Annotated in this window: 14 protein-coding genes and 1 pseudogene; all 15 read left to right on the top strand. The window is 40.2% G+C overall.

From position 1 onward, the window contains the following. Positions 1-211 (top strand): annotated as a pseudogene (locus ACT53H_RS18715) (acetyl-CoA C-acyltransferase); the annotation flags it as partial. A 2-nt stretch (positions 212-213) separates the two neighbouring features. Next, positions 214-1572 (top strand): 3-carboxy-cis,cis-muconate cycloisomerase, encoded by a 1359-nt coding sequence (pcaB, locus tag ACT53H_RS18710; protein ID WP_476009852.1) that lies wholly within the window; start codon positions 214-216, stop codon positions 1570-1572. After that, entirely contained in the window at positions 1569-2354 is a 786-nt protein-coding gene (gene pcaD / locus ACT53H_RS18705) for a 3-oxoadipate enol-lactonase (RefSeq protein WP_476009851.1), read from the top strand. The genes pcaB and pcaD overlap by 4 nt, the downstream gene beginning before the upstream one ends. Before the next feature lie 42 nt (positions 2355-2396). Beyond that, positions 2397-3752, top strand: coding sequence for a 4-hydroxybenzoate transporter PcaK (gene pcaK / locus ACT53H_RS18700; RefSeq protein WP_004792024.1), 1356 nt, complete (start codon positions 2397-2399; stop codon positions 3750-3752). A 15-nt stretch (positions 3753-3767) separates the two neighbouring features. Further along, the gene (gene pcaC / locus ACT53H_RS18695) at positions 3768-4181 is read left to right on the top strand and encodes a 4-carboxymuconolactone decarboxylase (protein WP_004792026.1); all 414 of its coding nucleotides are present in this window, start codon (positions 3768-3770) and stop codon (positions 4179-4181) included. Positions 4182-4191: 10 nt separating this feature from the next. Beyond that, complete coding sequence (gene pcaH, locus ACT53H_RS18690) at positions 4192-4917, top strand: protocatechuate 3,4-dioxygenase subunit beta (RefSeq protein ID WP_016137964.1); 726 nt, start codon at positions 4192-4194, stop codon at positions 4915-4917. Positions 4918-4931: 14 nt separating this feature from the next. Next, complete coding sequence (gene pcaG / locus ACT53H_RS18685) at positions 4932-5561, top strand: protocatechuate 3,4-dioxygenase subunit alpha (RefSeq protein WP_151962971.1); 630 nt, start codon at positions 4932-4934, stop codon at positions 5559-5561. Positions 5562-5630: 69 nt separating this feature from the next. Next, complete coding sequence (aroD, locus tag ACT53H_RS18680) at positions 5631-6458, top strand: type I 3-dehydroquinate dehydratase (RefSeq protein ID WP_476009854.1); 828 nt, start codon at positions 5631-5633, stop codon at positions 6456-6458. A gap of 19 nt (positions 6459-6477) precedes the next feature. Continuing rightward, a complete protein-coding gene (locus tag ACT53H_RS18675) occupies positions 6478-7932 on the top strand; it encodes a right-handed parallel beta-helix repeat-containing protein (RefSeq protein WP_476009850.1) in 1455 nt (484 codons plus the stop codon). 69 nt (positions 7933-8001) lie between these two features. After that, on the top strand, positions 8002-9321 hold the full coding sequence (locus tag ACT53H_RS18670) for a carbohydrate porin (RefSeq protein WP_353157222.1): 1320 nt from the start codon (positions 8002-8004) through the stop codon (positions 9319-9321). A gap of 81 nt (positions 9322-9402) precedes the next feature. Next, a complete protein-coding gene (locus ACT53H_RS18665; protein WP_476009849.1) occupies positions 9403-11832 on the top strand; it encodes a glucose/quinate/shikimate family membrane-bound PQQ-dependent dehydrogenase in 2430 nt (809 codons plus the stop codon). A 651-nt stretch (positions 11833-12483) separates the two neighbouring features. After that, on the top strand, positions 12484-12942 hold the full coding sequence (locus ACT53H_RS18660; protein ID WP_080645698.1) for a DUF6438 domain-containing protein: 459 nt from the start codon (positions 12484-12486) through the stop codon (positions 12940-12942). Between the two features lie 135 nt (positions 12943-13077). Next, positions 13078-13491, top strand: a complete 414-nt coding sequence (locus tag ACT53H_RS18655) for a YeeE/YedE family protein (protein ID WP_004792036.1) — start codon at positions 13078-13080, stop codon at positions 13489-13491. Between the two features lie 4 nt (positions 13492-13495). After that, the gene (locus ACT53H_RS18650) at positions 13496-13909 is read left to right on the top strand and encodes a DUF6691 family protein (RefSeq protein ID WP_034596192.1); all 414 of its coding nucleotides are present in this window, start codon (positions 13496-13498) and stop codon (positions 13907-13909) included. Positions 13910-13913: 4 nt separating this feature from the next. Beyond that, a complete protein-coding gene (locus ACT53H_RS18645) occupies positions 13914-14780 on the top strand; it encodes an MBL fold metallo-hydrolase (RefSeq protein ID WP_353157215.1) in 867 nt (288 codons plus the stop codon). The last annotated feature ends 12 nt before the right edge of the window (positions 14781-14792 follow it).

Genomic DNA, 14792 nt, shown 5'->3' with positions numbered 1-14792 from the left:
AGTTACTCGTAATTTAGGTTTGCCAGATGACTCTGACAAGGTAAATCCAAATGGTGGTGCGATTGCCTTAGGCCATCCTCTCGGTGCATCAGGTGCACGCCTTGTAACTACAGCTTTAAACCAGCTTGAGCAAACAGGTGGTCGTTATGCCTTGTGTTCAATGTGTATTGGTGTAGGTCAAGGCATCGCATTGATTATTGAGAGAGTCTAATCATGAGCCAGTTATATGCCAGCTTGTTTTATCAAAAAGACGTCACTGACATCTTTAGTGACTCATCTTTAATCACATATATGATTCAGGTTGAAGTTGCGTTAGCTCAAGCACAGGCAAAAGTTGGCGTGATTCCTCAAAATGCGGCTAATACCATTGCCCAAGTAGCTGAGCAGGCAATAGAAAAGTTTGACTTTTCAGCGTTGGCTGTAGCCACAGGCTTAGCTGGAAATATCGCAATTCCATTTGTAAAGCAGCTTACGGCAATTGTTAAAGATGTAGATGAAGATGCTTCACGTTATGTGCATTGGGGCGCAACAAGTCAGGATATTTTAGACACAGCTTGTATTTTGCAATGCCGCGATGCGTTAAATATTGTGGAAGCACAACTTCAACAGTGCTACACCGCTACATTACAACAAGCTAAGCAATATCGCTATCAAGTCATGATTGGACGTACATGGTTACAGCAAGCTTTACCAATTACTTTAGGGCATAAGCTTGCTCGCTGGGCTTCTGCATTTAAACGGGATTTAGACCGTATTCAAGCAATGAAATCACGTGTACTCACTGCTCAGCTAGGGGGTGCTGTGGGTTCATTAGCTTCTTTGCAAGATCAAGGTTCATTTGTAGTGAGTGCATTTGCTCAGCAACTGAATCTGACTGTACCGACAAGCACATGGCATGGTGAGCGCGACCGTATTGTAGAAATTGCAAGCGTGCTTGGCATGATTGTCGGGAATACCGGCAAGATGGCACGTGATTGGTCACTCATGATGCAAACCGAAATTGCCGAGTTGTTTGAGCCAACTGCGAAAGGTCGTGGTGGTTCATCGACCATGCCGCATAAACGTAATCCAGTCGCAGCGGCTTCAGTACTTGCAGCAGCAAATCGTGTACCAGCGCTTATGTCTAGCATTTATCAAAGCATGGTGCAGGAACATGAGCGTAGCCTAGGTGCATGGCATGCAGAATGGTTAGCAATTCCTGAAATTTTTCAGCTTTGTGCTGGAGCATTAAGTCGTACTGGTGAAGTTTTACAAGGTTTTGAAGTTAATGCTGAGCATATGCAACGTAATCTTGAATGTACCAACGGGTTGATTATGGCGGAAGCTGTCATGATGGCGCTTGCTCCAAAAATTGGACGTTTAAATGCACATCATGTCGTTGAAGCGGCTTGTAAAACAGCAGTAGCACAAAACCAGCATTTATCTGAAGTTGTTAGTCAGTTAGATGAAGTAAAAGAACATTTTAGTCAAACAGAAATTTTGGAAATATTTAAAGCAGAAAACTATTTGGGCAACATTCAAGCTCAAATTGATGCTGTTCTGCAAGAAGCACAAGGAGGAGACATAAAGTGAAACAGCTTATAACCAATCGACAAGGTAAACAGCTCGCTGTATATACCGACGGATTAAAAGATGCTCCAGCACTTGTGTTATCTAACTCGTTAGGAACAGATCATGGAATGTGGCAGCCACAAGTAGATGAGCTTAAAAGTCATTTTAATGTCATTACATACGACACACGTGGTCATGGCGAAAGTGATGTGATCGCTGAAACATCTTTACAAAATTTAGGTGAAGATGTAGTCGATATTTTAGATGCCTTAGATATTGAAAAAGCTCATTTTTGTGGCATTTCAATGGGCGGAATTACAGGGCTTTGGTTAGCTATCCATTACCCAGAGCGCTTTCTAAGCATTACTGTCGCAAATTCAGCGGCAAAAATTGGACAGGCTGAGGCGTGGTTGAGTCGCGCAGAATCAGTAGAACAAAATGGACTGGCTGAATTGGTTAAAACCACGCATACGCGTTGGTTTAGTGAAAAATTCGACTATCAACATAATGTGGTTGCACAAACGACGATTCAAAGTTTGGCAAACACACCAGCACAAGGTTATGCCAATGCGTGTCGTGCTTTAGCACATGCTGATTTAAGAGATGAAATTACGCAAATCCAAGTTCCGATATTGCTCATTGCAGGAACGGCAGATCCAGTGACAACAGTAGTAGATGCTGAGTTTATGCAGAATGCTATTAAGAACAGTCAAATTGCTAAATTGGAAGCATCTCATCTTTCTAATATTGAGCAACCGCAAAGATTTACTCAGGAATTGACTAAGTTTATTCAGCAAATCTAATAGCTTAGTAGTTTAAAAGGAATTGGCCTTAAGGAGGCAAATATGGCGTCTCAGGATTACGCTGCACCAAATAAAAGTATCGATGCTCAAGCATTAATTAATGATGCTCCACTGAGTAAATATCAATGGATGATCGCAATCATCTGTTTCTTAATTATTTTTACTGATGGTATCGATACTGCTGCAATGGGTTTTATCGCTCCAGCTTTGGCTCAAGACTGGGGCGTTGATCGCTCTCAGTTAGGCCCAGTGATGAGTGCTGCCCTTGGTGGAATGATTATTGGAGCTTTGGTTTCTGGCCCAACAGCTGACCGTTTTGGTCGAAAAATCGTTTTAGCTTTTTCGATGCTTGTGTTTGGTGGTTTTACTTTAGCGTCTGCTTATGCAACCAACTTAGATAGTCTTGTCGTTTTACGCTTTTTGACAGGTATTGGTTTGGGGGCAGCGATGCCAAATGCCACCACATTATTCTCTGAATACTGTCCAACACGCATTCGTTCACTGTTGGTGACATGTATGTTCTGTGGCTACAACTTAGGTATGGCAACAGGTGGCTTTATTAGTAGTTGGCTCATCCCGACCTACGGTTGGCACAGTCTATTTTTACTTGGCGGCTGGTCACCTTTGATCTTAATGGTTTTAGTGATTTTTGTATTACCTGAGTCTTACCGCTTTTTAATTGTTAAAGGTAAGAACCCTGAAAAAGTACGCAAAATCTTAAATCATATCGCGCCAACTCAAGTTCAAAATGCGACTGCATTCCATGTACCTGAAGAGAAAACTGAAACAGCTCAAAAGAAAAATGTTTTTGGAATTATGTTTTCTAAACCATATGCAAAAGGAACACTTTTACTTTGGTTGACCTATTTCATGGGCTTAGTGGTTGTTTACTTGCTTACAAGCTGGTTGCCAACCCTCATGCGTGAAACAGGTGCTTCAATGGAGCGTGCTGCATTTATCGGTGGATTGTTCCAGTTTGGTGGTGTGGTGAGTGCGTTGTTTATTGGTTGGGCTATGGACAAATTTAACCCGAACCGAGTGATTGCCATTTTCTACTTTGCTGCCGGTCTGTTCGCAATTGCTGTGGGTCAAAGCTTAGGAAACTCAACATTACTTGCTGTATTGGTTCTTTGCGCAGGTATCGCGATTAATGGGGCGCAATCTTCAATGCCAGCGTTAAGTGCTCGTTTTTATCCAACGCAGTGCCGTGCAACGGGTGTGTCTTGGATGACCGGAATTGGGCGTTTTGGCGCGGTATTTGGTGCTTGGATTGGGGCTGTATTACTTGGCAATGATTGGTCGTTTACTGCCATTCTCAGTTTATTACTAATTCCAGCGACTGCTGCGGCTGTTGCTGTATTTGTTAAATCACTTGTTGCGCATACCGATGCAACTTAATAGAGGTCTATCACAATGAATGATGAACAACGCTATAAACAAGGCATTGAAGTGCGGACTGAAGTTTTGGGTGAAAAGCATGTTGGTCGGTCTTTGCAAAACCTAAATGACTTTAACCAAGATTTCCAAAATTTTATTAGCCGTTACGCATGGGGTGAGGTGTGGTCTCGTCCAGGCCTGCCACGTCATACACGTAGTTTAGTGACGATCGCAATTTTATTGGCACTTGGCCGTGAAGACGAACTGCGCATGCATTTACGTGCTTGCTTCAACAATGGCGTAACCAAAGACGATTTAAAAGAGTTGATCTTACACAGTTCACTCTATGCGGGTTTACCTGCTGCAAACGCTGCAATGCATATGGCTGAAGAAGTCTTTAAAGAGTTGGGAATAGAAGTCAACTCAGTTGCAGCGAAAGAACAGGATTAAGGAGATAAAGATGTCACAACATAGCTGGGGTGCTTACGCCCAACGTAATACAGAAGATCATCCACCTGCATATGCAGAAGGTTATAAGACAAGTGTTTTACGTTCGCCAAAAAATGCATTGATTTCTATTAATGAGACTTTAACTGAAGTTACTTCACCGCATTTTTCTTCAAATTTGTTTGGCCCAAAAGATAACGATTTGATTTTGAACTATGCCAAAGATGGTTTACCAATTGGTGAGCGTGTCATTGTTCATGGTTATGTCCGTGACCAGTTTGGTCGTCCTGTAAAAAATGCACTTTTAGAAGTATGGCAGGCCAATGCTTCAGGTCGTTATCGCCATCCAAACGATAAGTTTATTGGTGCAATGGACCCTAACTTCGGTGGGTGTGGTCGTACATTGACTGACGAAAATGGTTTTTATATCTTCCGTACCATTAAACCAGGTCCATATCCATGGCGTAACCGTATCAATGAATGGCGCCCAGCTCATATTCACTTCTCTTTAATTGCTGATGGTTGGGCTCAGCGCCTAATTTCGCAGTTTTATTTTGAAGGCGATACGCTCATTGATACTTGCCCGATCTTAAAAACGATTCCTTCTGAAGATCAACGTCGTGCATTGATTGCACTAGAAGATAAAAACAACTTTATCGAAGCTGATAGCCGTTGTTACCGTTTTGACATCACGTTACGTGGTCGTCGAGCGACTTACTTCGAAAATGATTTGACTTAATCGGGAGCACGAGCATGAATAACTGGAATTTTCAGGAATTAAAAGAAACTCCATCTCAAACAGGTGGTCCTTACGTCCACATTGGTTTATTGCCACAACAAGCAAATATTGAAGTGTTTGAAAACAACTTTAATAACCAGTTGGTACAAGACCAAACTAAAGGCGAGCGTATTCGTCTTGAAGGTCAAGTATTTGACGGATTAGGTTTACCGCTGCGCGACGTGCTGATCGAAATTTGGCAAGCCGATGCGAATGGTATTTACCCAAGTCAGGCAGATACGCGTGAGCAAAAAGCTGATCCTGCATTTCAGGGTTGGGGCCGTACTGGTGCTGACTTTGAAACAGGTATATGGAGCTTTAATACAATTAAACCGGGTGCTACAGCAGGTCGCAAAGGTTCAACTCAGGCACCTCATATTGCATTAGTGATTTTCGCTCGCGGTATTAACTTAGGTCTTCACACACGTGTTTATTTTGAAGATGAAGCCGAAGCAAATGGCAATGATGCAATTCTAAATAGTATTGAGTGGGCACCTCGTCGTCAAACTCTTATTGCAAAACGCTTTGAAGAAAATGGTGAAATTGTTTACCGCTTTGATATTCGTATTCAAGGCGATAACGAAACAGTATTTTTTGATATTTAAGAAACACCTAAGGCTACACCTGATTATTCAAGGATGCGTGTAGCCTTTTTAAGGATGAATGATATGAACATGAAAACATTATTAAGCTTAAGTTTGCTTGCACTCCCATTTTCTACAGCACAGGTAAATGCTGAACCTGTTGCTTTAGCTACTCAAACACAACCTGCGACTACAGCTGTTAAAACGATTGTTCCGATTACAGCAAAAACTAAAGAACAAGCTTTAGCGCAAGCTCAAGTCATTGCAAATACAGCAGATGCTGATTTGGCAGAGTTTCGTATCGATTTACTCAGTTTTGCGAGTGATACAAAACAAGTGATTGCTTTGGGTCATGAATTGAAAAAGATATTAGGCAATAAGCCGATGATTGCCACAATTCGTACTAAAAACGAAGGTGGACAGCTTGAAATTAGTGATGCTGATTATGGCAAGACTTATCAGGCTTATTTAAAAAATCCGTTCATGGACTGGTTAGATGTTGAAATGTTCCGTGATCAAAAAGTAGTTTCAGAGATTGTTCAAAAAGCACATCAAAAGAAAGTGTTAGTGGTGATGTCTAATCATGACTTCCAAAAAACGCCAAGCCAAGATGAAATTGAAAAACGCTTGTTAAAACAAGATCAAATGGGCGCAGATATTCTAAAAATTGCCGTAATGCCAAAATCTAAACAAGACGTTTTCACTTTAATGAACGCAACTTTAAAAGTAAGTCAGCAAACAACTAAACCATTGTTAACGATGTCGATGGGGCAATTAGGTACGATTTCTCGTGTTGCCACAGCCAATATGGGTGGAAGTTATAGTTTTGGCATGATTGGTGAAGCATCTGCACCGGGTCAAATTGATGTAACCAAGCTCAAACAGATTTTAAAAACCGTTCAACCAGCAAACCCATAAATCATAAGGACATGATGAAATGAATACATTACGTTTAACTACTCTTGCATTAGGTTTGATGGTTTCAGGAATGGCAGCGGCACAAACTTATGTTGTTGACCGTTATCAGGATGATAGCAATAAAGGTTCTTTACGCTGGGCAATTGAACAAGCCAATGCAAATTCAAGCGAAGCGAGCGAGATCTTGATTCAGGCGGTAGGTAAAGCACCATATGCGATTAAATTAAATAGCGCACTTCCTGAAATTAAAGTACCTGTCAAAATTATTGGTACCCAGTGGGATAAAACGGGTGAATACATCGCAATTGATGGATCAAATTACATTAAAGGCGAAGGGGCAAAAGCTTGCCCAGGTGCAAACCCTGAACAATACGGAACAAATGTCCGTACCATGACTTTACCCGGATTGGTACTACGTGACGTCAACAATGTCACTTTAAAAGGTTTAGACATTCATCGTTTCTGTATTGGTGTATTGGTTAACCGTTCAAGCAATAACCTTATTCAACATAACCGTATTAGTAATAATTATGGTGGTGCTGGTGTCATGCTTACTGGTGATGACGGACAAGGTAACCCAACTGCAACCACGACCAATAACAACAAAGTCTTAGACAACATTTTCCAAGACAATGGTGATGGCTTAGAACTGACCCGTGGTGCAGCATTTAACTTAATTGCGAATAACCATTTTGTTTCAACGAAAGCAAACCCAGAGCCATCACAAGGTATTGAAATTTTGTGGGGTAATGACAATGCCGTAGTTGGTAATAAATTCGAAAACTACTCGGATGGCTTACAGATTAACTGGGGTAAGCGTAACTATATTGCCTACAACGAAATGACCAATAACTCGATTGGTTTCAACATGACAGGCGATGGCAACATTCTTGATAGCAATAGAGTGCATGGTAACCGTATTGGTGTTGCTATTCGTTCGGAAAAAGATGCAAACGCAAAAATTACATTGACTAAAAATCTAATTTGGGACAATGGTAAAGATATTAAACGCTGTGAAGCTGGCGGTTCATGTGTACCAAATCAGCGTTTAGGTGCAATTGTATTTGGTGTACCTGCACTTGAGCATGAAGGTTTTGTCGGTTCTCGTGGCGGCGGTGTAGTTGTTGATCCATCTAAGCAACAAAAGACATGTACTCAACCAAATCAACAAAACTGTAATGCTCAGCCGAATCAGGGCATTAAAGCACCTAAGTTAACCGCTACTAAAAGTTCAGTTGCTATAGAAATTAATGGTTTACCAAACCAACGCTATCAAGTTGAGTTCTTTGGAAATCAAAATGCTGCATCAAAAGAAGCTGAGCAATATTTAGGAGCTGTTACCGTTGCTACAGATGCCGAAGGCAATGCAAAAGCGAATTGGAAGCCGACTGTAAAAGTTGCCTCAATTACAGCGAATATCACTGATCGCTTTGGAGCGACGTCTGAACTTAGTTCGGCCGTACAAATTAAATAACAACTATAAGGGAAGCGCCTCAAACCGAGGCGCAGCATAGAAATATAGAAATGATAAAAGGGACTTGAAATGCCAAATGTAATGAAACTGAGTGTGTTAACAATCGCTGTAATAGGCAGCCAATTTGCGCTTGCGAATGAACCATGGTCACAAGACAGACAATGGTTGCTAGGTGACTGGAATGGTGAACGCCAGCAGCTAGAACAACAGGGCTATAAATTTACAGCTTCTATCATGAGCCAAGCGGCCACAAATTTAGATGGTGGATACAACGACAGTAATACTTTTGAAAATGCTGCGCAGCTTTCTTTAGGTGCAAACTTCGATTTAGAAAAGATTGCTGGATGGAAAGATACAACAGCGAGCCTAGTCGTGACTAAACGTGACGGTAATGCACTTACGCTAGAACGTATTAAAGACCCACGTTCTAGCCAGTTAGGCAATGCTCAAGAAATTTATGGTCGAGGTAAAATCTGGCGTTTATCTCAAGCATGGGTGAAAAAAGGCTTCGCTGATAACACCGTACAGGTCAAATTTGGTCGTATGGGTATGTCAGAAGACTTTAATGGTTCTCAATGCGAGTTCCAGAATTTATTGCTTTGCGGTGGGCAGTTAGGAAAATCAATCGGTTCAATTTGGTACAACTCGCCAGTCGGTGTTTGGGCGACAAACGTTAAATATCAATTTGCCCCTGAGTGGACTCTGGGTGTTGGTGTGTATGAAGTAAACCCAGATAACATTAAAACCGAATCAAATAGTGATGGTTTTAATCTGGATATGAACAACGTGAAGGGTGCAACCATACCCGTTGAGCTTGCATGGAAACCAAAACTTGCTGCATTTAATGGCTTACCGGGTGAATATAAAGTAGGTGCGCTGTACTCAACCGCAGAAGCGAATGATATTAAAACTGCGGATAAAGTTCATGACGGGAAACAAAGTTTCTGGATTAATGCACAACAACAACTTACGCATAAAGGCGAAGACCCTAAGCGTGGTTTATATATCAGTGTGAACGGTGTGGTGAACGATAAAGCGACCACCTTTGTCCAAAGTACGCAACAACTTGCTCTTTGGTATAAGGGGCCATTTGATAGCCGTCCAAATGACTCGATTGGTTTTGGTATTGCCAATTATGTGGTCAATGATCGCGCTAAAGATAAGCAGATCGCAACAAACGAAAGTCGTGGATATTATAACTACGATGCACTTGCATCTGACTATATTCCAATTCAAGACGACGAACTAAATGTTGAGTTGAACTATACCTATCAATGGTCTCCGGCCGTTATGTTACGTCCAAACATTCAATATATCCATCAACCTGCTGGTGTAAAAGCAGTTGATGATGCTTGGGTGGCGGGCTTAAGCGTAAAAGTCAATTTTTAACAATATTGATGGCTGGTTAGACATGGTTTAACTGGCCCAAATGCTTGAACTATTGTGTTCAGTATATGTGGAGTAGGATCTATGTCTGAGTCAGATTCTAAGTTTCATATCTTATTCAAAATATGGTGTTTTCTATTAGGCCTAGTTTTATTGGCTACTGGTGTTTTTTACATCGTAGGCGGTGGCAAGCTGGTGTCTCTAGGTGGGTCTTGGTATTTCCTAGTCGCAGGACTGTTGATTACTATTTCTGCGTTTAGTATTTTTCGTAAAAAGACACTTGGTGTCTGGATTTTTGCGGCTGTTTTTGTTGGCACCGTAATTTGGTCATTTGTTGATGCAGGATGGGAATTCTGGCCGTTATTCTCGCGGTTAATGTTTCCTGCTGGTCTTTTTGCCGCATTGTTATTTACCTTGCCTTCAATTCGACGTTACCAATTTCAAACTAGTTTGGCCTCTTCATCTTATGCAGTGGGTGGGTTAGTTGTTGTCGGTATGTTGATTGCGTTCTATCAAATGTTCCAACCGCATCCGACAGTAGCAAGCTCAGGTGAAAAGTTACCTTTAGTGCCAGTTGACCCTGCTAAAAAACAGGTAAATTGGGAAAATTATGGTAATGATGCGGGTGGTAGTCGCTTTGTTGCTCTCGATCAAATTAACCGAGATAACGTTCATAAACTAAAAGAAGCTTGGCGTTTTAGAACAGGTGATTTTACAACAGGTAGTGGTAATGGTGCTGAAGACCAAATGACCCCGCTACAAGTTGGAAATAAAGTTTTTTTATGTACACCACATAACAACATTTTTGCGATAGATGCTGACTCGGGCAAACAACTCTGGAAAGCTGAAGTGAACTCTAAAGCTGATGCTTGGGAACGTTGCCGTGGGGTTGCATACTTTGATTCAACCAAGCCACTTGTACAACCAACTTTGGCTGGTGCAAATGCAGTAACCACAGTTGCAACCAATACAGCATGCCCACGCCGTTTATATACCAATACACCAGATGGTCGTTTAATTGCAGTGAATGCAGATAACGGTCAGCGCTGTGCTGATTTTGGTGTAAATGGAACGGTTGATCTGTTAGAAGGTCTGGGAGCTGGAACTAAAGCTCCACGTTTTGAAGTGACTTCTGCACCGACTATTGCTGGAACAACCATTGTGGTGGGTAGCCGTATTGCCGATAACGTAGCAGCAGATATGCCGGGTGGTGTTATCCGTGGTTATGACGTTATTACGGGTAAACTTCGCTGGGCGTTTGATGCACGTAATCCAGATCCTAACTATGTTCTTAAACCGGGTGAAACCTATAAACGTAGTTCGGCAAACTCTTGGGCTGCGATGTCATATGATCCGCAAATGAATACGGTGTTCTTACCTATGGGTAGCTCATCTGTCGACATTTGGGGTGGTAACCGTAATCCGTTAGATCATAAATACAATACTTCTGTTTTGGCACTTGATGCGACAACAGGTAAAGAAAAGTGGGTATATCAAACTGTTCATAACGATTTATGGGACTTTGATTTACCAATGCAACCAAGTTTAGTTGATTTCCCATTGAAAGATGGTACGACTAAACCTGCTGTTGTGATTGGAACCAAATCAGGTCAATTCTTTGTGCTTGACCGCGTAACTGGTAAACCACTGACTAAAGTAATTGAACAGCCAGTTAAGCCTGCCAATATTCCGGGTGAGCAATACAGTGCAACTCAACCACGTTCAGTTGAAATGCCTCAAATTGGTAATCAGACTTTAACTGAATCAGATATGTGGGGTGCAACGCCGTTTGATCAACTTATGTGCCGTATTAACTTCAAGTCAATGCGTTACGAAGGTCTATTTACTGCACCGGGTACTGACGTTTCATTAAGCTTCCCAGGTTCTTTGGGTGGCATGAACTGGGGTAGCATTGCTTTTGATCCGACTCATCGTTATATGTTTGTGAACGATATGCGCCTTGGCTTATGGGTTCAATTGATGGAGCAAACTCCTGAAGATATTAAGATTCAGGCGAGTGGCGGTGAAAAAGTAAATACAGGTATGGGTGCTGTACCAATGAAAGGTACACCATATAAAGTGAATAAAAACCGCTTTATGTCTGCTTTAAGCATTCCTTGTCAGAAACCACCATTCGGTACTATGACTGCAATTGACATGAAAACTCGTCAAGTCGCATGGCAAGTCCCACTGGGTACGGTTGAAGACACAGGACCTATGGGCATCAAAATGGGCTTAAAAGCACCGATCGGTATGCCAACAATTGGTGGGCCGATGGCAACTCAAGGTGGTTTGGTTTTCTTTGCTGCAACACAAGATTATTACTTACGTGCATTTGATTCATCTACAGGTAAAGAACTGTGGAAATCACGTATGCCAGTAGGCAGTCAAGGAACTCCAATAAGCTATGTTTCACCGAAAACAGGTAAACAATTTGTTGTTGTTACGGCGGGCGGAGCACGTCAATCACCTGATCATGGTGATTATGTAATCGCTTATAGTTTAGAGAAGTAACTTAATGGGCAAAAGAAGAGTATTCTTCTTTTGCCTTTAACTTTAATATATTTTTTATATTAAAATGATTGAGTAAATTCTATTGTTTTAACTAGATAGCTTTACCAAATAGTAAAAAAGTGTTTTAACTCATTGCAAAACCTAAAATATTCCTCAGATTGATAATGCTTGAACACTAGATGTAGCCGAACGATTAGATGTTTTTTCACAATGTTTTACCTATAAATAAATCTTCTTTGTTTGTTAAGTTTTGTTTAACTTAAAGTTGTGAATTTTAATTAGAAATAAACATTATTGACTTTTTAGTCCTGAAAAGTAGGATTTTTTTGCTGAAAAAACAAGCGTAAATATATATTTATATTATATTTATATAATTTATAGCATTACGTTAGAATAGTCATCGCAGGTTATTACTACCCAGTAATAATTTGTATTTCAGGAATTTAAGCTTTTATTGGCTTAAGGCTCATCGCAAGATGGGCCTTTTTTTATGTGATTGAAATCGTAATATTTGATTATTATAAAAATAGTCTAAGCATTAAGACATATAAATTTATGAAAACAATCACATAAAATAGTCTTTAATGACAAGAAGTGTATGATTTGTTAAATTAAACCTACTTGATAATAATAGGTGATGTAATGAGATTTTTGGTTCTTGCAACTTTATCTGGTTTAGCTTTGATGGGTTGTGCTTCTGTTCAGCAAGCACCGAATACACAAGAAACAATTCGTTATGCTTCTAGCCCATGCTTTGGTGCATGCCCAATCTATTCTGTAGAAGTAACACCTACAGGTTTAATTCGTTTTGAAGGCAAGCAATACACTAAAGCTATTGGTGTTAAAGAAATTCAAGGTAGCGTAAAAGACTATAAAAAACTTGCAGATGATCTAAAAGCTTATCGTCCTGAAACAGGCACACAATCTAAAACTGCGGGTTGTCAGCAAACAGCAACTGATATGTCTAGCTATTACATTTCATGGATTCAACCAAATGGCACGGAAACAAAATTAAGCCATTACACAGGTTGTATGTCTCCTGCAAATAATAGATTAAATAAAGTCATGGAAAAACTGCCAGAACAATTAGGCATTAAAGATCTAATTTAATGACAAAAGCCCCAAAACCTTGGGGCTTTTTCTTGTTAAGAAGAATTATAAACTCAAAAGTTTTATTTTAAGTATTTCTAAAGGAATAAGCGTATAATACACATTATAAAAACATATATTGTTAAGAGTGGTTATATGTCAAATATTGTCTATGCCTTTTTAGGTGGTTTGTTACTCGGAATCGCAACAGTTGGTTATTTATATATAAATGGCCGTATCGCTGGAATTAGTGGATTACTTGCTCAAGTCATTAATCCTACTAAAGATACTTTTAAAAATTCTGCATTCTGGTTTATTGCCGGACTCGTCATTACACCTTTCATATATGGCTATTTTTATCAGCCTGAAATTGAAATTAAAGCCAATACATTTGCACTTATTTTAGCAGGTGTACTTGTTGGCTTTGGTACACGACTAGGATCAGGCTGTACAAGTGGTCATGGTATTTGTGGGATGAGCAGGCTATCAAAACGCTCAATGATAGCGACAGCAGTTTTTATGTTTGCTGGCATGTTAACCGTTTATATCATTCGTCATGTATTGGGGTAATCCTATGAAAAACATTTTAGCTTTTATATTTGGTGGTTTGTTTTCATTAGGCTTAATGATTTCGGGCATGTCGAATCCTGAAAAGGTATTAGGTTTTTTAGATATCTTTGGGCAGTGGGATATCAGCTTAATGTTTGTGATGCTAGGCGCGATTGCTGTAGCATTTATTCCATTTCAAAAGGCGATGAAAAGCCCTAAAACGCTTTTTAATGAGAAAATTCAATTACCAATGAATACACAGATTGACCAAAGGTTAATTGTTGGTGCTTTTATTTTCGGTATAGGCTGGGGAATAGCAGGGATATGTCCAGCGCCCGCTTTAACGCTTGTTGGATTAGGACATTTTGAAGCGCTTTATTTTATTGTGGCCATGTTATCGGGAATGTTTATTTACCGAGTCTTAAATAAAGGAAATTAAACCTATGCAACAACCTCTAGTAAAAGATTTTTTTGATGAAAATACCAATACTTTTAGCTATGTTGTTGCGGATTTAGCGACTCGTCAATGCGCTATTATTGATAGTGTGCTTGACTACGATGCAGCTTCAGCAACTACAAAAACAACCAATGCTGATCTGATTGTCGATTATGTCTTGGCTCAAAACTTTAAAGTGCAATGGATTTTAGAAACTCATGTCCATGCCGACCATATGACCGCAGCCCAATATTTAAAATCTAAATTGGGCGGTACAGTTGCAATTAGCAAGAAAATTTCTGTTGTACAGGAAACATTTTCGGCTATCTATAATTTTGACTTTAAACAAATCAATGCAAATCAGCCTTTTGACTATCTATTTGAAGATAATGAGCACTTTAAAATAGGGAATATAGAAGCATATAACATTCCTACACCAGGACATACACCAGCTTGTCTCAGCTATGTAATTGGTGATGCTGTTTTTGTGGGTGATACTCTATTTATGCCCGATTATGGCTCAGCGAGATGCGACTTTCCGAAAGGAAGTGCGGCTGCACTTTATGATTCGGTACAAAAGCTTTATACACTTCCTGATAACATGCGTATGTTCTTATGCCATGACTATAAACCCGAAGGCCGTGATGAATATGTCTGTCAAACAGATATTAAAACTCAAAAGCAAAGCAACATTCATTTAAACCGACGTGTTTCCAAAGACTCATTCATAAAAATGCGTCAAGAACGAGATGCAACTTTGGCAATGCCAAAATTAATTCTGCCTTCAATTCAAATTAATATGAACGGTGGGAATTTTCCGGAGCCAGAATCAAACGGCATTCGTTATTTGAAAATTCCTTTCAACTACTTCTAGAAATAGCCTAAG

It is taken from the genome of Acinetobacter sp. DMC2 (assembly GCF_056314305.1).
The sequence above is the reverse complement of the archived record's forward strand: the minus strand, read 5'-3'. Positions and strand labels throughout refer to the sequence as shown.

Coding starts and splice junctions, on each gene's coding strand:
- ACT53H_RS18670 (WP_353157222.1), top strand. CDS start 8,002: ATGCCAAATGTAATGAAACTGAGTGTGTTAACAATCGCTGTAATAGGC.
- pcaH (WP_016137964.1), top strand. CDS start 4,192: ATGTCACAACATAGCTGGGGTGCTTACGCCCAACGTAATACAGAAGAT.
- pcaK (WP_004792024.1), top strand. CDS start 2,397: ATGGCGTCTCAGGATTACGCTGCACCAAATAAAAGTATCGATGCTCAA.
- pcaG (WP_151962971.1), top strand. CDS start 4,932: ATGAATAACTGGAATTTTCAGGAATTAAAAGAAACTCCATCTCAAACA.
- pcaC (WP_004792026.1), top strand. CDS start 3,768: ATGAATGATGAACAACGCTATAAACAAGGCATTGAAGTGCGGACTGAA.
- pcaB (WP_476009852.1), top strand. CDS start 214: ATGAGCCAGTTATATGCCAGCTTGTTTTATCAAAAAGACGTCACTGAC.
- ACT53H_RS18675 (WP_476009850.1), top strand. CDS start 6,478: ATGAATACATTACGTTTAACTACTCTTGCATTAGGTTTGATGGTTTCA.
- aroD (WP_476009854.1), top strand. CDS start 5,631: ATGAAAACATTATTAAGCTTAAGTTTGCTTGCACTCCCATTTTCTACA.
- ACT53H_RS18650 (WP_034596192.1), top strand. CDS start 13,496: ATGAAAAACATTTTAGCTTTTATATTTGGTGGTTTGTTTTCATTAGGC.
- ACT53H_RS18655 (WP_004792036.1), top strand. CDS start 13,078: ATGTCAAATATTGTCTATGCCTTTTTAGGTGGTTTGTTACTCGGAATC.
- ACT53H_RS18645 (WP_353157215.1), top strand. CDS start 13,914: ATGCAACAACCTCTAGTAAAAGATTTTTTTGATGAAAATACCAATACT.
- ACT53H_RS18665 (WP_476009849.1), top strand. CDS start 9,403: ATGTCTGAGTCAGATTCTAAGTTTCATATCTTATTCAAAATATGGTGT.